The sequence below is a fragment of the Mycobacterium sp. genome, from assembly GCF_002863225.1.
Classification (GTDB): domain Bacteria; phylum Actinomycetota; class Actinomycetes; order Mycobacteriales; family Mycobacteriaceae; genus Mycobacterium.
On sequence record NZ_PKEK01000018.1, the window covers coordinates 21,904 to 44,241 of the forward strand.

21 protein-coding genes and 1 pseudogene are annotated in these 22,338 nt (G+C 66.2%); 4 read left to right on the top strand and 18 right to left on the bottom strand.

Going from position 1 to position 22,338, the window contains the following annotated elements:
* Positions 1–40: 40 nt before the first annotated feature.
* From CYU59_RS04015 to CYU59_RS04040, 6 genes are all read right to left on the bottom strand, one after another.
* Complete coding sequence (locus CYU59_RS04015) at positions 41–1,048, bottom strand: VWA domain-containing protein (protein ID WP_292976120.1); 1,008 nt, start codon at positions 1,046–1,048, stop codon at positions 41–43.
* Positions 1,049–1,094: 46 nt separating this feature from the next.
* On the bottom strand, positions 1,095–2,006 hold the full coding sequence (locus CYU59_RS04020) for a DUF58 domain-containing protein (protein ID WP_292976190.1): 912 nt from the start codon (positions 2,004–2,006) through the stop codon (positions 1,095–1,097).
* Positions 2,007–2,056: 50 nt separating this feature from the next.
* Entirely contained in the window at positions 2,057–3,190 is a 1,134-nt protein-coding gene (locus CYU59_RS04025; protein WP_292976122.1) for a MoxR family ATPase, read from the bottom strand.
* A 190-nt stretch (positions 3,191–3,380) separates the two neighbouring features.
* A complete protein-coding gene (ripB, locus tag CYU59_RS04030) occupies positions 3,381–4,103 on the bottom strand; it encodes an NlpC/P60 family peptidoglycan endopeptidase RipB (protein WP_292976124.1) in 723 nt (240 codons plus the stop codon).
* A gap of 16 nt (positions 4,104–4,119) precedes the next feature.
* Positions 4,120–5,541, bottom strand: coding sequence for an NlpC/P60 family peptidoglycan endopeptidase RipA (gene ripA, locus CYU59_RS04035; protein ID WP_292976126.1), 1,422 nt, complete (start codon positions 5,539–5,541; stop codon positions 4,120–4,122).
* A 247-nt stretch (positions 5,542–5,788) separates the two neighbouring features.
* Positions 5,789–6,331, bottom strand: a complete 543-nt coding sequence (locus tag CYU59_RS04040; RefSeq protein WP_292976193.1) for a DUF6676 family protein — start codon at positions 6,329–6,331, stop codon at positions 5,789–5,791.
* Between the two features lie 258 nt (positions 6,332–6,589).
* Between CYU59_RS04040 and CYU59_RS04045 the strand changes: the two genes are divergently transcribed.
* Both CYU59_RS04045 and CYU59_RS04050 read left to right on the top strand, forming a co-directional pair.
* On the top strand, positions 6,590–9,415 hold the full coding sequence (locus CYU59_RS04045; RefSeq protein ID WP_292976129.1) for an aconitate hydratase: 2,826 nt from the start codon (positions 6,590–6,592) through the stop codon (positions 9,413–9,415).
* Between the two features lie 73 nt (positions 9,416–9,488).
* Positions 9,489–10,052: a TetR/AcrR family transcriptional regulator gene (locus CYU59_RS04050; protein ID WP_292976132.1), complete on the top strand. Its 564-nt coding sequence runs from the start codon at positions 9,489–9,491 to the stop codon at positions 10,050–10,052.
* Between the two features lie 11 nt (positions 10,053–10,063).
* Here the strand turns inward: CYU59_RS04050 and CYU59_RS04055 are convergent, their stop codons facing one another.
* From CYU59_RS04055 to trxA, 4 genes and pseudogenes are all read right to left on the bottom strand, one after another.
* Complete coding sequence (locus CYU59_RS04055) at positions 10,064–10,255, bottom strand: helix-turn-helix domain-containing protein (protein WP_292976135.1); 192 nt, start codon at positions 10,253–10,255, stop codon at positions 10,064–10,066.
* A gap of 107 nt (positions 10,256–10,362) precedes the next feature.
* Complete coding sequence (locus CYU59_RS04060) at positions 10,363–11,991, bottom strand: ABC-F family ATP-binding cassette domain-containing protein (RefSeq protein WP_292976137.1); 1,629 nt, start codon at positions 11,989–11,991, stop codon at positions 10,363–10,365.
* Positions 11,992–12,068: 77 nt separating this feature from the next.
* Positions 12,069–12,890, bottom strand: a pseudogene (locus CYU59_RS04065) (enoyl-CoA hydratase); the annotation flags it as partial.
* A 63-nt stretch (positions 12,891–12,953) separates the two neighbouring features.
* A complete protein-coding gene (gene trxA, locus CYU59_RS04070; protein ID WP_292976139.1) occupies positions 12,954–13,316 on the bottom strand; it encodes a thioredoxin in 363 nt (120 codons plus the stop codon).
* A 168-nt stretch (positions 13,317–13,484) separates the two neighbouring features.
* Between trxA and CYU59_RS04075 the strand changes: the two genes are divergently transcribed.
* Positions 13,485–14,228 (top strand): DUF5666 domain-containing protein, encoded by a 744-nt coding sequence (locus CYU59_RS04075; protein WP_292976141.1) that lies wholly within the window; start codon positions 13,485–13,487, stop codon positions 14,226–14,228.
* Here CYU59_RS04075 and CYU59_RS04080 read toward each other — a convergent pair.
* Positions 14,225–15,373, bottom strand: coding sequence for an acyl-CoA dehydrogenase family protein (locus tag CYU59_RS04080; RefSeq protein ID WP_292976143.1), 1,149 nt, complete (start codon positions 15,371–15,373; stop codon positions 14,225–14,227). The two genes, CYU59_RS04075 and CYU59_RS04080, sit on opposite strands and share 4 nt — an antisense overlap.
* The gene (locus tag CYU59_RS04085; RefSeq protein ID WP_292976146.1) at positions 15,370–16,863 is read right to left on the bottom strand and encodes a carotenoid oxygenase family protein; all 1,494 of its coding nucleotides are present in this window, start codon (positions 16,861–16,863) and stop codon (positions 15,370–15,372) included. Before CYU59_RS04085 ends, CYU59_RS04080 begins: the two co-directional genes overlap by 4 nt.
* Before the next feature lie 23 nt (positions 16,864–16,886).
* Here CYU59_RS04085 and CYU59_RS04090 point away from each other — a divergent pair, with 23 nt between their 5' ends.
* The gene (locus CYU59_RS04090) at positions 16,887–17,624 is read left to right on the top strand and encodes an FCD domain-containing protein (protein WP_292976149.1); all 738 of its coding nucleotides are present in this window, start codon (positions 16,887–16,889) and stop codon (positions 17,622–17,624) included.
* A gap of 7 nt (positions 17,625–17,631) precedes the next feature.
* On the opposite strand, the gene zwf is transcribed toward CYU59_RS04090, so the two are convergent.
* From zwf to sufC, 6 genes are all read right to left on the bottom strand, one after another.
* Positions 17,632–19,101, bottom strand: a complete 1,470-nt coding sequence (zwf, locus tag CYU59_RS04095; RefSeq protein WP_292976152.1) for a glucose-6-phosphate dehydrogenase — start codon at positions 19,099–19,101, stop codon at positions 17,632–17,634.
* Between the two features lie 78 nt (positions 19,102–19,179).
* The gene (locus CYU59_RS04100; RefSeq protein ID WP_292976155.1) at positions 19,180–19,386 is read right to left on the bottom strand and encodes a hypothetical protein; all 207 of its coding nucleotides are present in this window, start codon (positions 19,384–19,386) and stop codon (positions 19,180–19,182) included.
* Between the two features lie 105 nt (positions 19,387–19,491).
* A complete protein-coding gene (locus CYU59_RS04105; RefSeq protein ID WP_292976157.1) occupies positions 19,492–19,839 on the bottom strand; it encodes a metal-sulfur cluster assembly factor in 348 nt (115 codons plus the stop codon).
* Entirely contained in the window at positions 19,836–20,297 is a 462-nt protein-coding gene (sufU, locus tag CYU59_RS04110) for a Fe-S cluster assembly sulfur transfer protein SufU (RefSeq protein WP_292976160.1), read from the bottom strand. The genes CYU59_RS04105 and sufU overlap by 4 nt, the downstream gene beginning before the upstream one ends.
* A gap of 6 nt (positions 20,298–20,303) precedes the next feature.
* Positions 20,304–21,566, bottom strand: a complete 1,263-nt coding sequence (locus CYU59_RS04115; protein ID WP_292976163.1) for a cysteine desulfurase — start codon at positions 21,564–21,566, stop codon at positions 20,304–20,306.
* Between the two features lies 1 nt (position 21,567).
* Positions 21,568–22,338 carry a Fe-S cluster assembly ATPase SufC gene (gene sufC, locus CYU59_RS04120; RefSeq protein WP_292976166.1) on the bottom strand — a complete coding sequence of 257 codons (771 nt, stop codon included), beginning with the start codon at positions 22,336–22,338 and terminating at the stop codon, positions 21,568–21,570.

A 22,338-nucleotide genomic window follows, 5' to 3' on the forward strand; every position in this document is an offset into this window, starting at 1 on the left:
GGGCCGCGGGGACGCGACGCAGGCGCGCGACGGCCGGCGACTAGGTCGGCAGGCGGCGGTTGATCAGCAGTGCCGCGAGTCCGGCCAACGCCAGCACCAGCGAGCCCAGCCGGAGCCACCCCACGCTCGCGTCGCCGCGGATCGTCTCGTAGCCGATCTGCTGCTGCAGCGATGCGTAGACCTGCTTGAGCTCCTGCAGGTTCGCGGCGTCGTAGTGGGTGCCGTTGGAGAGTTCGGCGACCTTCTTCATGGTGCTGTCGTCGACCGGCACGGGCTGACGCTGCCCGTTGATCTCGACGAAGCCGTACGGGGTGCCGAACGAGATCGTCGAGATCGGCACGCCCTGGTCCTTGGCCGTGCGCGCCGCGGTGAACGCGCCCTTCGGATTGTCCGGGTTGGTCGGCATCGTCTCTTTACCGTCGGAGAACAGCACGATGCGGGCCGGCGGTGGGGTGTCACCCCCACCGATCACGGCGCCGACGGTGGCGATGGCCTGCAGGGCGGTGAAGATGCCCTCACCGGTGGCGGTCCGGTCGGCGAACTGGAGTTTGTCCAGCGCGGCCTTGGTCGCGTCGCGATTGGTGGTCGGCTGGACGAGCACGGTCGACGTGCCGGCGTAGGCGATCAGGCCGAGGTTGATGCCGGGGGTCAGCTCGCCGGCGAACTCCTTGGCCGCCACTTCCGCCGCCGCCATCCGGTTGGGTTCGACGTCGGTGGCACGCATCGACTGCGAGACGTCGATGACGAGCATGACGACCGCGCGATTTCGCGGAATCCGGACGTCGTGCGTCGGCCCGGCCATCGCGACCGTGAACAACAGCAGCGAGGCCACCAGCAGGATCGCCGACAGGTGCCGCCAGCGGGTGGGTTGTTTGGGCGCAACGCTTTCCAGCAGTTCCAGGTTGGCGAACCGCAGCATCCGGCGCTGCCGGGCCAACTGTGCGAAGACGTACAGCGCGACGATCACCAGGATCACGACCAGGAACAAGAAGAACCACGCGTGGGCGAACCCGGAGAGCGTCATCGGCCCGAGCAGGGGCAGTGTCATCGCAGACCCCTCTTCATGGTGAGATCCGCCGCGGCAAAGATGCGTCTCACTGGCGCCCCGCCAGTGCACCGCGTCGGCGGGATTCGACGAAACGAACGATGTCGGCGATCCAATCGCGATCGGTGCGCAACGACAGCGTGGGCGCACCGCAGCTGCGCAGAGTACGGGCCACGTCCGCGCGGTGTGCCGCAGCGGCTTTCGCGAAGTCGTCGCGCAATTGCTCGTCGATGGTGAATTCACGGGAACGGCCGGTCTCGGCGTCCTGCAGGATGACATCGCCGACATCCGGCAGCTCGACGTCGCGGGGGTCGAGGATCTCGACGCCGAGCACCTCGTGCCGGGCGGCGATCGCACGCAGTGGCCGCATCCAGTTGATCGGGCCGAGGAAGTCGCTGATGACCACCGCCATCCCGCGCCGGCGCTCGGGACGGCGCAACGCGTCGATGGCGACCGACAGGTCGCCACGCACACCGACCGAAGCCTTGGGCATGGTGGCGATCGTGCGCAGCAGCGTCTGCTCGTGCTGACGGCCGGAACGGGCCGGCACGCGAGTTACGTTCTCGCCGTTGGCAATCAGCGCACCAATGCGGTTTCCGCCGCCGCTGTTGAGAAACGTGATGGCGGCCGCGGCAGCCACTGCCAGGTCGCGCTTCTCGCAGACGGCGGTGCCGAAGTCGAGGCTGGCCGACATGTCGACCACCAGCCAGGTCTCCAATTCGCGGTCGGCGATCATCTGCCGGACGTGCGGATGGGTGGTGCGCGCGGTGACCGCCCAGTCCATCCGGCGCACGTCGTCGCCCGGCTGATATTCGCGCGACTCCCCCGGCTCGGACCCCGGGCCAGGAATCAGGCCGAGGTGATCGCCGTGCAAAAGGCCATCGAGCTTGCGCCGGACGGTGAGGTCGAGGGTGCGCAGCGCGGCAGCCAATTTCGGGTCGTCGATCAGCCCGCGCTGCATCGACGGCGGAGTGTTGGCTACGGAACGCTCCGCAGCGGAGTTGCTATCGGTCACCGACCGCTGGCCGCACCCGCGGCCTGCATTGCCGGCGGCACCGAATGTCCTTGCTGCGGAACAGCATTGACCTGCGGCATCCCCACGGTCTGCAGAATCCGGTTGATGACGACCTCCGAGGAGATCTCGTCGGCCAGCGCGTCGTAGGTCAGCACCAACCGGTGCCGGAGCACATCCGGGATCACATCGACGATGTCCTGCGGGATCACGTAGTCGCGGCCGCGCACCAGGGCGAGCGAACGCGAGGCCGAGATGATGCCCAGCGAAGCACGCGGCGATGCGCCGAAGGAGATCCAGCTCTTGACGTCGTTCATGCCGAGTTGCTCGGGATGGCGGGTGGCGGTGACGACGCGCACCACGTAGTCGACCAGCGCGTGATGGACGAAGTTGTTCGCGGCGAGGTCCTGCAGCCGCAGCAGGTCACCGGTGTCCAGGATCTGCTTGGGCTCCGGCGGCTTGACGCCCATCCGGTAGATGATCTCGCGCTCCTCCTCCGGCGAGGGGTAGCTGACGTTGATCTTGAACAGGAAGCGGTCGCGCTGCGCCTCGGGCAGCGGGTAGACGCCCTCGTGCTCGATCGGGTTCTGGGTAGCCATCACCAGGAACGGGTTGGGCAGCGGGAATCGCTTGCCGCCGATCGAGACCTGACGTTCCTGCATGACCTCCAGCAGGGCCGACTGCACCTTGGCCGGCGCACGGTTGATTTCGTCGGCGAGCAGGAAATTGGCCACGACCGGGCCGAGTTCGGTGTCGAACTCCTCCTTGCCCTGCCGATAGATGCGGGTACCGATGATGTCGGTGGGCACCAGGTCAGGAGTGAACTGGATGCGGGCGAACGATCCGCCGACCACCTTCGCGAAGGTCTCGACGGCCAGGGTCTTGGCGACACCGGGAACACCCTCGAGCAGCACGTGGCCCTTGGACAGTAGGCCGACGAGCATGCGCTCCACGAGCTGGTCCTGGCCGACGATGATCCGCTTGACCTCGAAGATCGCCCGTTCCAAGGTGTGCACCTCGGCCGCCAGACCGTTGCCGCCACCGCCGGGGGCCGCGTGCGCAGGTGCCGTTGAAGCGCTGCCCGGACCCGAGTAACCGCTGGTGCCCGGCGGCGGCCCGCCTGCTGATGTCATCGATTACCCTCCACGGCTCAGACCTTCCAACGCTCGATCAGACACGACTCTCGCACCACGAACGTCGTGGGGCAGCGGCGTGCCCTGGTTCAACTATTCCAGGCCACCCGGGATCCGTCGACGTGGCCCGTCCGGGCCATGACGCGGACCCAGCGACCAGCCGACGATGATCCGGACCTTCACGCCCGCCTCAGTACTCGATGATGCGGGTCAGGAACGGCGTCATGCCACCCTTACGCACCGGGCTGACCGTGACTTTGCCGGCACTTCCCGACGCTTCCAGCATCTGCCCGTTACCGAGATAGATGGTGACGTGCTGACCGCCGCCCGGACCGTAGAAGATGAGGTCGCCGCGCTTGGCCTGCGACGGCGGAATGTGACGGCCCGCGTTGTACTGATCACCGGAGAACCGGGGCAACAGCACCCCGACCCCGGCGAAGCTGTAGCGGACCAGTCCCGAGCAGTCGAAACCGACGATGTTGGCGCCGGAGTCGATGCCCTTGCTCGGCGAGTTGGGGGTGCCACCACCCCACGAATACGGCACGCCCATCTGTGAGGAACCGCGTCGGATCACGTACTCGACGGCTTGGCGGCCGTACACCCGCGGGATCCCGTTCGCACTCGTGCCGGCGGGCTTGCCGCCCAGGTTGATGCCGAGACCGCTGAGGAACTGCTGTCCGAGCCCGAGCGTCGTCTGGGTTGCCTGGGCGGTGGCCTGCAGCGACTGGTTCGCCATGGCCACCGGGTCCCCCGGCGCGCCGGCGCTGATCGTCGGCGGCAGGGTGGGATCCCACGCACCGTCCTCGGCGTGCGCGGGAACGGCGAGCGCGAGCAGCAGGCTGAACGCGGCCAGCACCGGCCAGACCAGCGCGGTCCGGCGGCGAGTCCTGAAATCGGTAAACCCCTGGCGCATAGATCCTTTCAAGGGATCAGTATTCGATGTAGCGGATGACGTACGGCGTCATGCCGCTGGTGCGAACCGGTGCGATCCGGACCTTGAGGCCGACATCGGGGGCCTCGAGCATCTGGCCCTGGCCCAGGTAGAGCGTCACGTGCTGGCTGCCGCCGGGGCCGTAGAAGATCACGTCGCCGCGGCGCATCTGCGAGGCCGGGATCTTGCGGCCCAGGTCGTACTGCGCGCCCGAGTAGTGCGGCAGTTTGATGCCGACGCCGGCGAACGCGTAGAGGATCAGGCCGGAGCAGTCGAAGCCGGTGGTGCCTGACCCGGAACCGATGCCCTTGCCGGGGCCGGCCGCAGTGCCACCGCCCCACGAATACGGGACACCGATTTGCGAGCCGGCGCGACGGATCACGTATTCGGAGGCCTGCCGACCGTAAACCCGCGGGATCTTGCCGTTGGTGAACCCTGACGGCGTGGGCGCCAATCCCAGCTGCTGCAGGAAGCTGCGGCCCATGTTGGAGGTGACCTCCGACGAGGTCGACATCGTCCCGAGGACCTTGTTGAGAACCGCGACCGGGTCACCGGGGACGTTGGCGCTGGGCACCATCGGCAGCGTCGGGTCCCACGCACCGTCCCAGTTGCCGCCGTTACCCTGCGGCCGGTTCGGTGAGCCCGGCGCGGCCGGGTCCCACCGGTCTCCGGGGGACGACGCCGCCCGCTGTCCGGCATCCGGTCCGCCCGCGGATGCCGACCAGTTGCGGGCGGCGTCGAGTCTGGCTTGGGCGGCGTTGCGCTCCTCGCCCAATCGAGTCACTTCTTGTTGCTGTTGGCTGAACTTGGTCTGCGCCGTGGTCAGGGCCGTCACCGCCGCGTTCTGACTTGATTGCGCGTCGACGACCGCCTTGTCGGCCTTCTGCTTGGCCAACCGGGCCGCGGATTCCTTGTTCAGTTGCTCGGTGCGGGCCCGCTGCAGGTTCTCCATCACCTGCTGGGAGCTGACGGCAAGGGTTTGGCCGGCGGCCGCGGTCGCGATCATGTCGTCGGGATTCTTCGCCGTGAGGTAACTGTCCGACGGTCCGTTGACGTAACTGGCGACGGCGAAACGGTCGAACTTCTTCTGCGCGACGGCAATTGCGGCGTCCGCGTTCTTCACCGCCTGCTGGCTGCCATCGACGTCGTGTTGTGCGGTCGTCGCGTTCTCCCGCGCCGTCTCGACATCGACGACCGCTTTGTTGACGCTTTCTTCCTCGGTCTGGATCTGGGCGTTGAGATCCTGCAGGCGCTGGTTGGCCTGCGCGACTTCAGCGATCAGTTTGGCCACGGTGTCCGGGTCGGCGTGGGCCAGACCGGGTGTTCCCAACAAGAGGGCCACGCTGAGCACAGCGGGCGCGACTCGGTAGGTGAACGGGGTCGCCAATCGGATAGACGAGCCGCGGCAGTTGCGTCTCATTCGACTCGGATCTCCTTGGCTCAACGCGGGCGGATGGCGCTAGCACTCCGAGCCTCCGGATAACACTGGAAGCACGAATAACCAAATGCATCCTCTGCACCGTAAGTCACATCAGACCCAGTTGAAACTTATGTCACAAATTACAAGTCTGTTCTTCTGAGAACTGTGACCCTACGGTGACATCACGTATTTGCCCGCCACAGAACCGTGGACGTCGGCGATATCCGACACAAGCTCAATACCGCACTTAGACGCGGCGATCGGCACTTTCGGCGACCGTGCCGGCGCCCGCAGCCTGCGTTGCTGACCGCCTGGCGCGCAGCTGCATGAGACGCGTCCCGACGACGGCCGCCAACACCCCGACCACGACCACAATGGTGAACGGGGTCCAGGGGAATTGAGGCGTCTCGAGTTGGTGCAGGAAATTCTGCGCGGACGCGACCGTATTGCCGGTTTTGGCGTGATCCTCACCGATCTCCAGCGTCGAGCGCGGGAAATGCGTGCTGTACGTCCCGACGAAATTCGGGCTCAGCACCAGCACCGTCGCGTCCGGATGCTGAGAACCGACCACCGTGGCGATGTCGCGCAGCGGGGTGTCGTTGGCCGGGTTGTGATCGAGCACGACGACCTTCAGATCAATACCGTGTTCGTGAGCTTGGTTGACCAGATCCAGCAGCGCCGGCGCCACCGACGGCGGAGCGCTGACGTTGCTAGCGGTGACCTGCTGCTGCACCACCGCCAGGCAGTCGTCGGGCTTGGTCGCCGGATCGACACCAACGGTGCCGCAGATCTCGCCCGGGATGTAGAGGGGCGCGTGCGGGGTGGTCACGGTTGGAACCGTACCGCTTGACGATGCCCAGTTGCGGCAGGGTGGTCGGGTTTGTGCAAGGTCGAGATTTCGGGTCCGTGCAATGCAGGACAAGCGTACTGTTAGACTCGAAATTGCGCGTCGACACGGCCCGTCGGCGAGCGTAACGAGCGGTGATCGCACGCACGGCCCGGCCGGGTGCAACGGGTCGCCGCCGACGAACAGATTTCGGGAGTTGATGTGAGCAGCAAAGATTCGGTGAATTCATTCGGAGCCCAGGACACCCTGAAGGTCGGCGAAGACAGCTACGAGATCTATCGGCTGGACGCCGTACCGGGAACCGAGAAACTTCCCTACAGCCTGAAAGTGCTCGCCGAGAATCTGCTGCGCAACGAAGACGGCAGCAACATCACCAAGGAACACATCGAGGCCATCGCCCACTGGGACCCCAAGGCCGAACCGAGCATCGAAATCCAGTACACGCCCGCTCGCGTCGTCATGCAGGACTTCACCGGTGTCCCCTGCATCGTCGACCTGGCCACCATGCGTGAGGCCGTCGCATCCCTGGGCGGCGACCCCGACAAGGTCAACCCGCTGGCACCCGCCGATCTGGTGATCGACCACTCGGTGATCATCGACTTGTTCGGCACCGCAGACGCTTTCGAGCGGAACGTCGAAATCGAATACGAGCGCAACGGTGAGCGCTACCAGTTCCTGCGCTGGGGCCAGGGCGCGTTCGACGACTTCAAGGTCGTGCCGCCGGGCACCGGCATCGTGCACCAGGTCAACATCGAGTACCTGGCCAGCGTCGTGATGGCCCGCAACGGGCTGGCCTACCCCGACACCTGCGTCGGCACCGACTCGCACACCACGATGGTCAACGGCCTCGGCGTGCTCGGCTGGGGCGTCGGCGGCATCGAGGCCGAAGCCGCCATGCTCGGCCAGCCGGTGTCGATGCTCATCCCGCGCGTCGTCGGCTTCAAGCTGACCGGTGAGATCAAGCCAGGCGTGACCGCCACCGACGTGGTGCTGACCGTCACCGAGAAGCTGCGCAAGCACGGCGTCGTCGGCAAGTTCGTCGAGTTCTACGGCGAGGGCGTGGCCGAGGTGCCACTGGCCAACCGCGCCACCCTGGGCAACATGAGTCCCGAATTCGGTTCTACCGCAGCGATTTTCCCGATCGACCAAGAGACCATCGACTACCTGAAGTTCACCGGCCGCAAGCCGGAGCAGGTGGCGCTGGTGGAGGCGTACGCCAAGGAGCAGGGTCTCTGGCACGATCCCGCTCACGAGCCGGCGTTCTCCGAGTACCTCGAGCTCGACCTCTCCGAGGTGGTCCCCTCGATCGCCGGACCCAAGCGGCCGCAGGACCGGATCGTGTTGTCGGAGGCCAAGTCCACGTTCCGCAAGCAGATCCCCGACTATGTCGGCAGCGGTAGCGGCAAGGGCAACCTGTCCAAGCTGGACGAGACCATCGACGAGACGTTCCCGGCCAGCGACCCGGGCCAACCGACCAACGGCCACGCCGACGACCAACCCGTCTCCGCGGTGCACTCGGCGGCCAAGAACGCCACCGGCCGCGTCACCAACCCGGTGCGGATCAAGTCCGACGAACGCGGTGAGTTCGTGCTCGACCACGGCGCGGTGGTGATCGCGGCGATCACGTCGTGCACCAACACCTCCAACCCGGAAGTCATGCTCGGCGCGGCACTGCTGGCCCGCAACGCGGTCGAAAAAGGTCTGACCTCCAAGCCGTGGGTGAAGACCTCGATGGCGCCAGGCTCGCAGGTGGTTACCGAGTACTACGAAAAGGCAGGGCTGTGGCCGTATTTGGAGAAGCTCGGCTTCTTCCTGGTCGGTTACGGCTGCACGACGTGCATCGGAAACTCCGGCCCGTTGCCCGAGGAGATCTCGAAGGCGATCAACGACAACGACCTGACCGTCACCGCGGTGCTGTCGGGTAACCGCAACTTCGAGGGCCGGATCAGCCCAGACGTGAAGATGAACTACCTGGCTTCGCCGCCGCTGGTGGTTGCCTACGCACTGGCCGGATCGCTCGACTTCGACTTCGACTCCGACGCGCTGGGCACCGACAGTGACGGCAACGACGTCTTCCTCAAAGACATCTGGCCGTCGCAGAAGGACGTCTCCGACACCATCGCCTCGTCGATCAACCAGGAGATGTTCGTCAACAACTACGCCGATGTGTTCAAGGGCGACGACCGGTGGCGCAACCTGCCGACGCCGAGCGGTAACACCTTCGAATGGGGTTCCGATTCGACCTACGTGCGCAAGCCCCCGTACTTCGAGGGCATGCCGGCCGAGCCGGACGCGGTCAAAGACATCTCCGGGGCCCGGGTGCTGGCGCTGCTGGGCGACTCAGTGACCACCGACCACATCTCCCCCGCCAGCAGCATCAAGCCGGGAACGCCTGCCGCGCAGTACCTCGACGAGCACGGCGTGCAGCGCAAGGACTACAACTCCTTCGGCTCCCGACGCGGCAACCACGAAGTGATGATCCGCGGCACCTTCGCCAACATCCGGCTGCGCAACCTGCTGCTGGACGACGTCTCGGGCGGCTACACCCGCGACTTCACCCAGGAGGGCGGCCCGCAGGCGTTCATCTACGACGCGGCGCAAAACTATGCGGCACAGGACATTCCGCTGGTGGTGCTGGGTGGCAAGGAATACGGCTCCGGTTCGTCCCGGGACTGGGCGGCCAAAGGCACCTCGCTGCTGGGTGTTCGTGCGGTCATCACCGAGTCGTTCGAGCGCATCCACCGCTCCAACCTGATCGGCATGGGCGTCATCCCGCTGCAGTTCCCGGAGGGCAAGTCGGCCGGCGACCTGGGACTCGACGGCACCGAGGTGTTCGACATCACCGGCATCGAGGAACTCAACAACGGCAAGACGCCCAAGACGGTCCACGTCAAGGCCAGTAAAGAGGGCGGCAAGGATGTGGAGTTCGACGCGGTGGTGCGCATCGACACCCCGGGTGAAGCCGACTACTACCGCAACGGCGGCATCCTGCAGTACGTGTTGCGCAACATGCTGAAGGCCAACTAGTGGCGATCGCCAGCGCGGTGCGGCCGGGCGCAGCGGGTCGCCACCAGACGAGCTAGCGCGGAGGGCAGCAGCCGTGCCCAAGGTCAGCCAGGACCATCTGGCGGCCAGGCGCCGTCAGATCCTTGACGGCGCCCGCCGCTGCTTCGCCGAGTTCGGTTACGACGGGGCGACGGTGCGCCGCCTCGAGCAGGCGATCGGGATGTCGCGGGGAGCGATCTTCCATCACTTCCGCGACAAGGACACGCTGTTCTTCGAGTTGGCGCACGAGGACGCCGAGCGGATGGCCGACGTCGCGTCGCGCGAAGGCCTGGTCCAGGTGATGCGCGACATGCTGGCAGCGCCGGAGCAATTCGATTGGCTCGCCACTCGATTGGAGATCGCCCGAAAGCTGCGCCACGACCCGGAGTTCAACAAAGAGTGGACTGACCGGTCAGCGGAGTTGGCCGCAGCGACGATCGAGCGCCTACGTCGGCAGAAGTCCGCCGGCCGGGTCCGCGACGACATCCCGAGCGATGTGCTGCAGTGCTATCTGGACCTGGTGCTCGACGGGCTGGTGGCCAAGGTGGCCTCGGGCGAGAACACTCAGTTGCTCACTGCCGTCCTCGATCTCGTCGAGGGATCGGTGCGGCAGAGCTAGTCGGCGGCGGTCTAACGCGGCCTGGTGCGGTGGTTTGGTCCGCCCCGACTGCGCATCGTGGTGCCGGACTCCAGCAGCATGCTGTGGATCGATCCGTACGACCTGCCGGTCGACCCGACCAGCGTTCGGATGCTGGCTCCGCCCTCGTAGGCGCTGCGCAATTCGCGCAGCACCTGATCGCGCGGCTTCTTCGATTTCCCCATGGTCCCCTCCAGACTCCCCAAAGGTCAAAGAGTAGGAAGCCGGGTCCGCCGGCGGGGGCGAATTGACCAAATCCCGTGCTATAGCTCGAAAATTCGGGTCGCAGCGATCAGGCGAGCTCGATGAGGTCCCGGTACTCGTCGGACCAGTGGTCTTCGGTGCCGTCGGGCAGGAGCACGACGCGCTGCGGGTTGAGTGCCTCGGCGGCGCCGGGGTCGTGGGTCACCAGCACCACCGCGCCGGCGTAGCTGCGCAGTGCGTCCAGCACCTGTTCGCGTGACGCCGGGTCGAGGTTGTTGGTCGGCTCGTCGAGCAGCAGGACGTTGGCGGTGGAGGCGACCAGCCCCGCGAGGGCGAGGCGGGTCTTCTCGCCACCGGACAGCGTCCCGGCGGCTTGCTCGAGCTGGCTACCGGTGAACATGAACGCGCCGAGCAGGCCGCGCAGGTCCTGCTCACCGGAGTCGGGCGCGGCGTGGCGGATGTTCTCCCACACGGTCGCGGCGTCGTCGAGCGTGTCGTGCTCCTGAGCGAAATAGCCGACCTTCAAGCCGTGTCCGGGCTCGATCACCCCGGCGTCGGCGTGCTCGACGCCGGCCAGCAACCGCAGCAGCGTCGTTTTGCCCGCTCCGTTGAGTCCGAGCACTACGACCCGCGAACCGCGGTCGATGGCCAGATCGACTCCGGTGAAGATCTCCAGCGAACCGTAGGTCTTGGTCAGCCCGGAGGCCGTCAACGGTGTGCGCCCGCACGCCGAGGGACTGGGGAACTTGATCCGGGCCACCTTGTCGGCCACCCGCTCTTCGTCGAGTGCGGCCATCATCCGGTCGGCGCGGCGCAACATGTTCTGTGCCGCAACGGCTTTGGTGGCCTTGGCGCCCATCTTGGCGGCTTGGGCACGCAGCGCACCGGCTTTGCGCTCAGCGTTGGCGCGTTCACGACGCCGACGCTGCTCGTCCGTCGCGCGGGCGTCGAGATACTTCTGCCACCCCATGTTGTAGACGTCGGCTTCGCCGCGGACCGCGTCGAGGAACCACACCCGGTTGACGACGTCGGCCAGCAGGTCGACGTTGTGGCTGATCACCACGAGTCCGCCGGAATGGTTGCGCAGGAAGTCACGCAGCCAGGACACCGAGTCGGCGTCGAGGTGGTTGGTCGGCTCGTCGAGCAGCAGTGTGGTGGCCGAACCCGCACCGGTGTCGGACGCCGCGAACAGGATTCGCGCCAACTCCACCCGGCGGCGCTGCCCACCCGACAACGTGCGCAGCTGCTGCGTCAGAACCCGGTCGGGCAGGCCGAGACTCGCGCAGATGCGGCCCGCCTCACTCTCGGCGCCGTAGCCGCCGAGCGCCGCGAAGCGCTCCTCGAGCTGACCGTAACGGCGGATGGCGCGGTCCCGCGCGGCGTCGTCGGCGACCTCGGCCATCAGGGCCTGTTGCTTTTCCAGGTCGGTGAGCAAGGTGTCCAGCCCACGCGCGGACAGCACCCGGTCGCGGGCGAGCACCTCGAGGTCACCCTCCTTGGGATCCTGAGGCAGGTAACCGATTTCGCTGGTGCGTGTCACCGAGCCCGCGTACGGCTCCCCCTCGCCGGCGAGGATGCGCAGGGTCGTCGTCTTGCCCGCGCCGTTGCGCCCGACCAAACCGATCCGGTCGCCGGGCTGGATCCGCAGGGCCGGTCCGTCGGCGGCAAGGAGCGTTCGCGCACCTGCGCGGACCTCGAGGTCCGTAGCCGTGATCACGGTCAGTCTCCTTGTGGATTGTCCGGCTCCTCCGCAGGCCATCCTGGCCTGCATTGTCGCCGGACGGCGCGGATGTATTACTTGTCGTCGGTGAACACCGGCGGGCGATTGTCGGCGCGCGCAGCAACCGCTTCTTCGAAGTTGCCGGTGAGCAGGCGGACGAAGAGCTGTCCGAGACCTTCGGCCTGCATGTGCCCTTCCAGGCTAGCGGCGTCCAGTCCACTCCATAGCGTGCGCTTGGTCAACTCGACACCCGGCCGGGAGAAGCCGGCGATCCGCTCGGCCATGTCGTAGCAGGTCGTCAGCAGTTGGTCGGCGGGGACCTGCCGGGACACCAGACCGATGCGCTCGGCTTCCTCGGCGTCGACGTCGCGGCCGGTCAGCATGATCTCGAAGGCCCGCGACGAGCCGATCGCGCGCGGCAATAGATAGCTCAGCCCCAGCTCGCTGGCGGTCAGGCCGTTGTTGATGCCCGCGGCGCGGAAATACGCGCCGTGCGCCGCCACCCGGATGTCGGCGGCCAGCGCCAGGCAGAGCCCGCCACCGATGGCGGCGCCGTTGACCGCGGCGATCACCGGCTGGTGCAGCTTGCGCAGCGCCAGGATCACGTCATCGAGAATCTCCATCGAGCGCAGCGCATAAGTGGGCCGGGTCAGCTCCTGGACGTGCGGCACCGAACCCGCCGACTTGTGGTCGGCGCCGGACGAGAAGCCCCTACCGGCGCCGGTCAGCACCACGGCCCGGACCGAGTTGTCGTAGGTGATGTCCTGCAGCACCTCTTTGAGCGGAACCATGACGTCGAACGCCATGGAGTTCATCCGCTCGGGCCGGTTCAGCGTGATCAGCGCGACGTGCGGACGCGGGTGTTCGACGAGGACCATGGTCACCGTTGAACGGTAACTCCTGACAACCGGGACAACGGGTTTTCACGCCGTCAGCGCCTGCCGCCGAGCGACGTCAGCTCAGGACTGGTCGCCCTCCGGCGCCGCGACGGCGGCGTCGACGTCGAAGTCCTTCACCTGCTGGACCAGGTCCTCCAGCGCGGCGGCCGGCAGGGCGCCGGCCTGGTTGAAGATCAACTTGCCCTTTTTGAAGGCCATCAACGTGGGAATCGACCGGATCTGCGCGGCGGCGGCGAGTTCCTGCTCGGCCTCGGTGTCCACCTTGGCGTGCACCACGTCGGGGTGCTTGTCAGCCGAGGCGGCGAAGGTCGGCGCGAACTGCCGGCACGGCCCGCACCAGGACGCCCAGAAGTCGACGAGCACGATGTCGTTGCCGTTGATCGTTTCGTTGAACTGCGCGGCGGTGAGTTCTTGGGTAGTCACGCGTTGATTAACGCATGTCCACGTTGCGGTGTTCCCAGGTTCGGCCGGAGCGGTTTACACAGCGCGCTCTTACGTAGGCTCAAGCCTGCACTTAAGGGCGACACTCAGGGTGAAAGCCGTTGCCAGAGTCGCCCCGCCCGTTCGGGGTCGACGATCGAAAGGACCTTGATGTCTGCCACCTTGTCGACCGTACGGCTCTCCCGGGCCGCGACGCTCGCTGTTGCCGGCGCCGCCGCTCTGTCACTCGCCGCGTGTGGAAACTCCAGCGAGACCAAGCCTGCCCCGGCGAGCCCGAGCAGTAACGCGCCCTCTTCGTCCACCCCGTCGGCGTCCGGCAAGGGACACGACTGGGTGAAGGGCATCGTCGACTCGGTGTCCGGCAGCACGGTGAAGGTCACCGCCAAGTCAGGCCCGACGACGGTTGACTTCACCCCGTCGACCGCCATCGATGTGGTCACCCCGGCACAACTGACCGACGTCACCGCGGGCAGCTGCGTGTGGGTGCACCCCGACAAGGACGACAATGCCCCCGCCGGCAGCCCGATCACGGCCCGCGCTGTAAAGGTCAGCGCCGCGGTGGACGGTAAGTGCCCCGGCCCCCAGCGCCACGCAGACGAGAAGTCACACCACAAGATTCCGCCGCACGGCCAGGTCGCCTCGGTCGCGGGCAACACGATCACGCTGAACAGCACTGACGAGCAGGGCAATCCGTCGACCACGACGGTGAATGTCACCGACACCACCAAATACATGAAGAAGACGGCTGCCGACGCGCAGGCGATCGTGCAGGGCAAGTGCCTGGCCGCCCATGGCACCCGGGACAACGGCGGTGCGTTGCAGGCCACGCGGATCGACATCCGCGACGCCGAGAACGGCCAGTGCCCGGAGCACGGCAAGCACCACGACCGCTAGTACGACCTCGGCAACCCGAGGCTGTGCTGGGCTACGTGGTTCAGGATCATCTCGCGGCTGATCGGCACCGTCTTGAACAGCCGGACGAACTCGTACATGTTGGCCAGCGCGACCTCGCGGGTGAAGCCGGCGCCGCCGTGCACCTCGATGGCCTGGTCGACGCAGCGGATGGCGGCGTCGGCGGACAGGAACTTGGCCATGTTGCTGTACTCGCCGGCGTCGACCCCCGCGTCGTATCCGGCCGCAGCGTGCCGTGTCATCAGCCGCGCAGCTTCGAGGCCGATCTTGGCTTCCGCCAACGGATGTGCCAGACCCTGGTGGGCGCCGATCGGTACCTGCCACACCCGGCGCTCGCGGGCGTACGCGACCGCCTTGTCCAGGGCGTAGCGGCTCACCCCGTTGCAGATCGCCGCGATGATCACCCGCTCGGGGTTCATCCCGTCGAAAGCGACCCGCAATCCGTTGCCCTCACCGCCGACCAGCCGGTCCGCCGGCACGGCGACATTGTCGAAGAACACCGTGAACGACTTGTCGGTGATCTCGAAAGTCATCGGGATGCGGTGCATCTCGATGCCCGGCGTATCGCGATCGACCAGAAACAGCGAAAGCTGGGCACGACCGTTGACGTCGGTGCCGGTGCGGGTGACCACGAGTAGGGCGTCGGCCTGGTCGGCCGCGGTGATGTAGGTCTTCTGTCCGCTGATGAAGTACTTGTCACCCTCGCGGCGGGCGGTGGTGGCGATCTGGTGGCTGTTGGATCCCGCGTCGGGTTCGGTGATTGCGAACGCGAGCTTCGACGTCCCCGCCGCCATCGGCGCCAGCCAGTGCTCCTTCTGCTCGTGGCTGGCGTGCCGCGCCAGCAGGCTGCCGACGATGCCGGGCGAGATCATCAGCATGATCTGCGGGCATCCGGCCGCCGCGGCCTCTTCGGCCACGACATTCATCGCACTCAATCCCATTCCACCGCCGCCGTATTCGTCCGGCAGGTTCACCCCGACGAAACCCCCGGCGGCCAGTGCGTCCCACAGTTCGGTGGGGTGTTCGAGGTTTTCGCTGCAACGGGTGAAGTAGTCGTTGCCGAATTGGGCGACGATCCCGTGGACCGAGGCCCGCAGTTCGGCTTCTTCGGTGTCGGTGAGAGTCATCGGAAGTCCATCCAGTGTCCGTGGGGGGTGAAGCCGAGCAGGAAGGGAATCTCGATGCGGCAGATCGGCCCGACCGTGATGTCGTCGGTGTCGAAAATTGCGAACTCGCCGAGGTTTTCGGTCCACCGGGAGATCGGCACCATGAGGTAGCCGTCGCCCTCCGGCGCATCGGGAGTCCGGGGCACGAAGGTCGGCTCCATCACCAGCGACGGTCGATCGTGTCTCAACCGGAAGCGTTGCTCCTCGCCGCTCCGGCGATCGCGCACCACCAGGCTGTGCATGCGCATGCCGTTGCCTCTGGCGTCGCCGCCGATCAGGTATCCCCACCGCTGACCGTCGCCGTAGAACCGTTCGTCGACCTTCGGTAGTTCACAGGGCCGCTCGTCGAGCATCTCCGATTTCACGCTTCCGGCATTCAGGTCGACGGTCCAGCGACCTAGTGTGCTGCGGGCCAGATTGAAGAAGAGTTGGACGTCCTCGCCCTGGAAACCGTCGATGTCCAACGGGAACGGCGGGCGTTCGAAGATCGGGGCCTCCAGGGTCAGCGTGTCGCCGTCGACGTCGGCCGCAAGGGTGTGCATCACGTACTGCTGTTCGATGTCGGCTGTGATCCAACGGATTTCGCCACTCTCGATGTCGCCGCGAGGTATCAGCGCCAGCACGATCGGCAGGTCCGGGCGCCAATCCTGAACCGAAAGACCGCGTTCGATGCGTTCTGGGTCGAACGCGAATCCCTGGAACGGCAACACCATCCAGTCTTTCGTCAGCCACATGTCGTGGACTTCCGAGGTGTACGGCGCGTCCCAGAGCTCCCGGGAGACCACCTGGCCGTCCGGTCGCACCACGTGGACGGTCACGAAGGGCCGGTGGTTGCTGTAGGCCCAGCCGTAGAGCGTTCCGGTTCGACTGTCCCATTTCGGGTGCGCCGTGAATGCCGCATCGCCGTAGCCGGCCCGGTCGAAGATGCCGCGGGACAACTGCGGCGACCAGGACACCACACCGCGGGTCTGCAGGGTGATGGGATCCAGCGCCACCGGCGGGCTGCCCTGCTCGCCCGACGCAAGGATCTCCCCCGCAAACGGAAAGCAATTGATGTTGTTGGCGCCCTGCGGGATTCCACGGGTGTGCCCGTCGGGCACAGCGGCGCCGAAGCCGATGTTGCGCCAGTCGGTCCACTCGCCGTCGGACCAGGAGAACATGCCCCGCTGATGTTTGTCCTCGAGCAGGTATTTGGGTGTGCGGACCCACCGGTTGCGAAAGTCGGCGCGGCCGTTGTCGAAGGTGAGTCCCTGCACCATGCCGTCCATGGCAAGCAGTCCGTTGGCGCCTTGCCGGGTGGGCCGCTTGAATGTCGGGCCGACCCGATAAAAACCGCCGGCCAGCTGTTTCGGGATTTCGCCGTACGTGGTGACGCAGTCTTCGACGGTCGCCTCGAACCGCATCGGTCGAAACGCTCCGGTGAGCACGGCTGTATTCGGGACAGTCACCATACCTACTTAGTATACTAAGTCGTATGACCGTGACAAGACCTTCGCGTGCGCCGGACGTCGTCGCCGCAACCCTGCGCCGGCAGATCCTGTCCGGGGAACTCGCAGCGGGAGATTGCCTGCCCAACGAGGGTGAACTGATCAGCCAACTCGGCGTCAGCCGTGAAACCGTCCGAATGGCGCTCCGACTGCTGGACGCCGAGGGCCTCACCGCCACCAGTCAGGGCCGCAGCGGTGTCCGCATCCGCCACCCCGAGCCCGAGCGCGTCGCGCGTTCACTGGTGCAGCTGTTCACCTTGACCGGCGCAACGTGGGGAGACCTGTTGTCCTTTCGCATCATGCTCGAACCCGCGGCCGCCGCCCACGTGGCCGAGCACGCTACGGCGGCACAGCGAAAGCGCATCGCCGAAGTCGCCGCGGGTGGCATAGCCGCGGACGGCACCGGCTATCACGAGTTTCACGAGGAGCTCGTCGAGGCGAGCGGAAATCCGCTTCTGACAACGGTATTGGCGGCTGTCGAGCAGGCGGTGCGCTGGGCCGCCGCCGAGCAAAACATCAGTCAGTACGACCGCGACGAGGCCGCGAAATCGCATCGCGCGATCGCCGCCGCTGTCTCGGCGAAGGACCCACAGAAGGCGCAGCGCCGGATGGCACAGCATCTGTCCGCCGCCCTGCGTCATGTCGAGGCTTCGGGACTTCGCGACGCACCCATGATTCCGCCGTCGCGGTGGCGCGGCGAGAACAGCGATCTGCCCTGGCGTTGACGCGCCGTTATTTCTTTTCGCGCCAACCACGTTCGAACGGCAACCGCCAAGCCCGCGGAGCGATCAGCGGATGAACGGCGTTGGGACCCCACGAGTCGAGGTCGTAGCTGCGTGACGGCGGCGGGTCATCGAGCAACGGGGCCGAGACCTCCCACAACCGCTCGATGCCTTCGGCCGTGTTGTACAAGGTCCGGTCGCCGCGCATCGCATCGAGAATGAGTCGCTCGTATGCCTCCAGCACGTCGCCGGCGTGGCCGGTCTCTTCCATGGTGAACTGAAGGCTCAGCTTGTCCAGCTTCATACCCGGACCCGGCCGCTTGCCGTAGAACGACAGCGACATCTTGGAAACGTCGGCGAGGTCGAAGGTCAAGTGATCCGGACCCTTTTGTCCCACACCGGATCCCGAGGGAAACATGCTGCGCGGTGGCTCGTGGAACGCGATCGAGATGATGCGCTGGCCCTCGGCCAGACCCTTGCCGGTGCGCAGAAAGAACGGAACCCCGGCCCAGCGCCAGTTGTCGATCTCGCATTTGAGCGCGATGAACGTCTCGGTGTCTGATTCGGCGGAGACGCCGGGCTCGTCACGGTATCCGCGGTACTGGCCGCGAACGACCTTCTTGGGGTCCAGCGGCCGCATCGAGCGGAAGACCTTGTTCTTCTCTTCGCTGATCGCGGTGGACGCGAGTTCGGTGGGCGGCTCCATCGCGACGAACGCCAGGATCTGGAACAGGTGGGTGACCACCATGTCCTTGAACGCGCCGACGGATTCGTAGAATTGGGCTCGATTTTCGACGGTGAGCCGCTCGGGAACGTCGATCTGGATGTGATCGATGAACTGACGATTCCAGATCGGCTCGAACAGCCCATTGGCGAACCGGAACGCGAGTATGTTCTGCGCGGCCTCTTTGCCGAGGAAGTGGTCGATCCGGAAAATCTGCTCTTCGTCGAATCGCTCGTGAATCGCCTTGTTGAGCTCCCGCGCGCTGTCCAGATCGACACCGAACGGCTTTTCCATGATGACGCGCGAGTTCTCGGCGAGGTCGGCCTTGTGCAGCATGTCCATCACGGGCATCACCGCTTTGGGCGGCACGCTCAGGTAATGCAGCAGTCTGACCTCGCCATCGAGGATCTCCACCTGCTCGGCCACCGCGCCGGCCAGCGCTTCCGGACCGTCCTGCTGCGAAACGAAGGTCAGGTTGGCGATGAACTGCTCGAACAGTTCGTCCGCCACGTCGTGGCGGGCGAACTCTTTACAGGCTTTGTGCGCCTGCTTGCGGAACGCTTCGGTGTCGAGCTCGTCGAGTGAGGTTCCGACGACCCGCATCTCAGGAGCGAGCTTGGAGCAGGACAGGTGGAGCAGTCCCGGCAGCAGCTTCCGGCGTGCCAAATCGCCTGTGGCGCCGAATATTACGACGACGTGCGGCGGCACCGTGGTTCCCTGCGGTGTGGGCCCGTGGGCGTTCTCGGCGTCCGTCACATCCACGATGGTAGCCAAGGCCGGTCGGTTCCACACCCCGCATAGGTAAACACTGGGCGCGGCCAAGAAGCCCGCTCGCTAGGGGACGCGATACCAGCCCCGCTCTTCACCGTAGGCCCAGCCACACGGTGCCCACTCCCACTTCTGGCCGTCGTCGCCACCCGAGACATTGCACTTGGGCCCGTTCGGGTCCGGTCCGTCTGTCGTGTCGTCCGCGTAAGCGATGCCGTTGCCCATGCTCACCGCAGCAACACAGGCCGCAATCATCATCAATTTCTTGGTCATAAAGCGGTCCTTCCTGTCCGTTGCGTCAATCTTTGCAGGCAGACGCATGGTGACGCGACCGCAAACCCGGCGAAACGAGGGGCATTAACAGGACGTTTACAGGGTTTAGACGGTGAATCCGAGGGCGCGCAGCTGGTCCCTGCCGTCGTCGGTGATCTTGTCCGGGCCCCACGGCGGATTCCACACCCAGTTGATCCGCAGCTCGTCCACCAGGCCCGCTCCGATCAATGCGTTGCGCGACTGATCCTCGATGACGTCGGTCAACGGACAGGCCGGCGACGTCAACGTCATGTCGACCAGCGCCACGGTGCCCTCCTCCGCCTCTTCGAGGCTGACGCCGTAGACCAATCCGAGGTCGACGACATTGATGCCCAGCTCAGGGTCGACGACGTCGCGCATCGCCTCCTCGATGTTTTCGAGCAGTTCGTTGTCCGGTGCCGCAATCTCACTCATCTGCTGATCTCCTCCAGGTCGTGGCTCGCCTGGGCCAGCGCGTCCTTGAACGCCATCCAGCCCAACAGCGCGCATTTCACTCGCGCCGGGTATTTCGCGACGCCGGCGAACGCGACGCCGTCGCCCAGTACATCTTCGTCGCCTTCGACGTTTCCGCGTGAGGACACCATCTCGTTGAAAGCGGTGACAGTCTTGAGCGCCTGACCGACGCTCTGACCGATCACCTGCTCGGTCAGCACCGACGTGGCGGCCTGGCTGATCGAGCAGCCCTGCCCGTCGTAGGACACGTCCTCGACGGTGTCACCGTCGGCCGACAGGGCCACCCGCAGTGTGATCTCGTCGCCGCACGTCGGGTTCTTGTGGTAGACCTCGGCGCCGAACGGCTCGCGCAGACCGCGGTGCTGCGGATGCTTGTAGTGATCGAGGATCACTTCCTGATACATCTGCTCGAGACGCATTGCGGCTCACGCCCTTCCGAAGAAATCGATGGCGCGGCGCACCCCGGCGACCAGTCGGTCGACCTCGTCGAGGGTGTTGTAGATCGCGAACGACGCCCGCGCGGTGGCGGCCAGGTCGAACCGGCGGTGCAGCGGCATGGCGCAGTGGTGGCCGACACGAACGGCGACTCCGTCGTCATCGAGCACCTGGCCGACATCGTGCGCGTGCACCCCGTCGACCACGAAAGACACCGGCGAGCCGCGATTCTCCATGGTGGTGGGACCGATGATCCGGACCGCGTCGATACCCGACAGACCGTCGATCGCCGCGGCGACCAGTTCGTTTTCGTGCGCCTGCACGGTCGCCATCCCGATGGCATCGAGGTAGCGCGCCGCGGCACCCAGACCGACAACCTGCGAGGTCATCGGCGTGCCGGCTTCGAAGCGCTGGGGCGGCGGAGCGTAGGTGACCGCCTCCATGGAGACGGTCTCGATCATCGAGCCGCCGGTGATGAACGGCGGCAACGCGTTCAGCAGATCGCCGCGAGCATAGAGCACCCCGATACCGTTGGGGCCCAGCATCTTGTGACCGGAAAACGCGCCGAAGTCGACATCGAGCGCATGGAAGTCGACCGGGTGGTGCGGCACCGACTGGCAGGCGTCCAGCACCGTCAAGGCCCCGACCGCCTTGGCCCGCCCGACGAGCTCGGCGACCGGTGCGACCGCGCCGGTGACGTTCGAATGATGGCTGAAGGCAACGATTTTCACGTTGCCATCGAGCTGTAGCGAGTCCAGGTCGATGCGACCGTCGTCAGTGACGCCGTACCAGCGCAGCGTCGCCCCGGTCCGGCGAGCCAGCTCGTGCCACGGCACCAGGTTGGCGTGATGCTCGAGTTCGGTGACGACGATGACGTCGCCGGGACCAACGGCGCGCTCGAAACGGTTGTCCCCCAACACATACGACACCAGGTTGAGAGATTCGGTGGCATTCTTGGTGAACACCAGCTCGTCGGCGTCGGCACCGACGAACGCCGCGATGTCCGCGCGGCCCTGCTCGTAGGCGTCGGTCGCCTCTTCCATCAGTTGATGCGCACCGCGGTGCACGCCACCGTTGGACGTGAGCAGAAATTCGCGCTCGGCGTCGAGCACCTGGAGCGGGCGCTGCGACGTCGCGCCGGAATCCAGGTAGGCCAACTGGTTTCCGCCCCGCATGACGCGCTTCAGAATCGGGAAGTCGGCCCGGATCGCGGCGAGGTCGATCGCCGCGGAGCGAGTGGCCGAGACCGTCATGTCAGGCTCCCGAAGCGGCCGTATGGGTGAAGCGCTCGTAGCCGTGTTCTTCGAGCGCATCGGCCAACTCGGGACCGCCCGACTCGACGATCCGGCCGCCGACGAAGACGTGGACGAACTGCGGGCGGATGTAGCGCAGGATTCGGGTGTAGTGCGTGATGAGCAGGACGCCGCCGTCTTCGGCTTCGGCGTACCGGTTGACGCCCTCACTGACCACCCGCAATGCGTCGACGTCCAGACCGGAGTCGGTCTCGTCGAGGATGGCGATCTTGGGCTTGAGCAGGCCCAGTTGCAGGATCTCGTGGCGCTTCTTCTCACCGCCGGAGAATCCCTCGTTGACGCTGCGCTCGCCGAAGGCCGGGTCGATGTCCAGGTCCTGCATCGCAGCCTTGACCTCTTTGACCCAGTGCCGCAGCTTCGGCGCCTCGCCGCGGACAGCGGTTGCCGCCGATCGCAGGAAGTTCGACATCGACACACCGGGCACCTCGACCGGGTACTGCATGGCCAGGAACAACCCGGCCCGGGCCCGCTCGTCGATGCTCATCTCGAGGACGTCCGCGCCGTCGAGCGTGATCGACCCCGAGGTGACGGTGTACTTGGGGTGGCCGGCGATGGCGTAGGACAGCGTCGACTTGCCGGACCCGTTGGGCCCCATCACCGCGTGCGTCTCCCCTGACTTCACGGTGAGGTCGACGCCTTTGAGGATCGGCACTTCTACGCCCTCAGGGGTGAACACCGAGGCGTGCAGGTCTTTGATTTCCAGAGTGGTCAT

What these genes read in the sequence shown, in the direction of transcription:
- CYU59_RS04075 (WP_292976141.1), top strand. Translation starts at nt 13,485, where the DNA reads ATGTCTGCCACCTTGTCGACCGTACGGCTCTCCCGGGCCGCGACGCTC.
- CYU59_RS04085 (WP_292976146.1), bottom strand. Translation starts at nt 16,863, where the DNA reads ATGGTGACTGTCCCGAATACAGCCGTGCTCACCGGAGCGTTTCGACCG.
- CYU59_RS04115 (WP_292976163.1), bottom strand. Translation starts at nt 21,566, where the DNA reads ATGACGGTCTCGGCCACTCGCTCCGCGGCGATCGACCTCGCCGCGATC.
- CYU59_RS04015 (WP_292976120.1), bottom strand. Translation starts at nt 1,048, where the DNA reads ATGACACTGCCCCTGCTCGGGCCGATGACGCTCTCCGGGTTCGCCCAC.
- sufU (WP_292976160.1), bottom strand. Translation starts at nt 20,297, where the DNA reads ATGCGTCTCGAGCAGATGTATCAGGAAGTGATCCTCGATCACTACAAG.
- CYU59_RS04080 (WP_292976143.1), bottom strand. Translation starts at nt 15,373, where the DNA reads ATGACTCTCACCGACACCGAAGAAGCCGAACTGCGGGCCTCGGTCCAC.
- ripA (WP_292976126.1), bottom strand. Translation starts at nt 5,541, where the DNA reads ATGAGACGCAACTGCCGCGGCTCGTCTATCCGATTGGCGACCCCGTTC.
- CYU59_RS04055 (WP_292976135.1), bottom strand. Translation starts at nt 10,255, where the DNA reads ATGGGGAAATCGAAGAAGCCGCGCGATCAGGTGCTGCGCGAATTGCGC.
- CYU59_RS04025 (WP_292976122.1), bottom strand. Translation starts at nt 3,190, where the DNA reads ATGACATCAGCAGGCGGGCCGCCGCCGGGCACCAGCGGTTACTCGGGT.
- CYU59_RS04100 (WP_292976155.1), bottom strand. Translation starts at nt 19,386, where the DNA reads ATGACCAAGAAATTGATGATGATTGCGGCCTGTGTTGCTGCGGTGAGC.
- CYU59_RS04090 (WP_292976149.1), top strand. Translation starts at nt 16,887, where the DNA reads ATGACCGTGACAAGACCTTCGCGTGCGCCGGACGTCGTCGCCGCAACC.
- CYU59_RS04020 (WP_292976190.1), bottom strand. Translation starts at nt 2,006, where the DNA reads ATGCAGCGCGGGCTGATCGACGACCCGAAATTGGCTGCCGCGCTGCGC.
- CYU59_RS04105 (WP_292976157.1), bottom strand. Translation starts at nt 19,839, where the DNA reads ATGAGTGAGATTGCGGCACCGGACAACGAACTGCTCGAAAACATCGAG.
- ripB (WP_292976124.1), bottom strand. Translation starts at nt 4,103, where the DNA reads ATGCGCCAGGGGTTTACCGATTTCAGGACTCGCCGCCGGACCGCGCTG.
- sufC (WP_292976166.1), bottom strand. Translation starts at nt 22,338, where the DNA reads ATGACCACTCTGGAAATCAAAGACCTGCACGCCTCGGTGTTCACCCCT.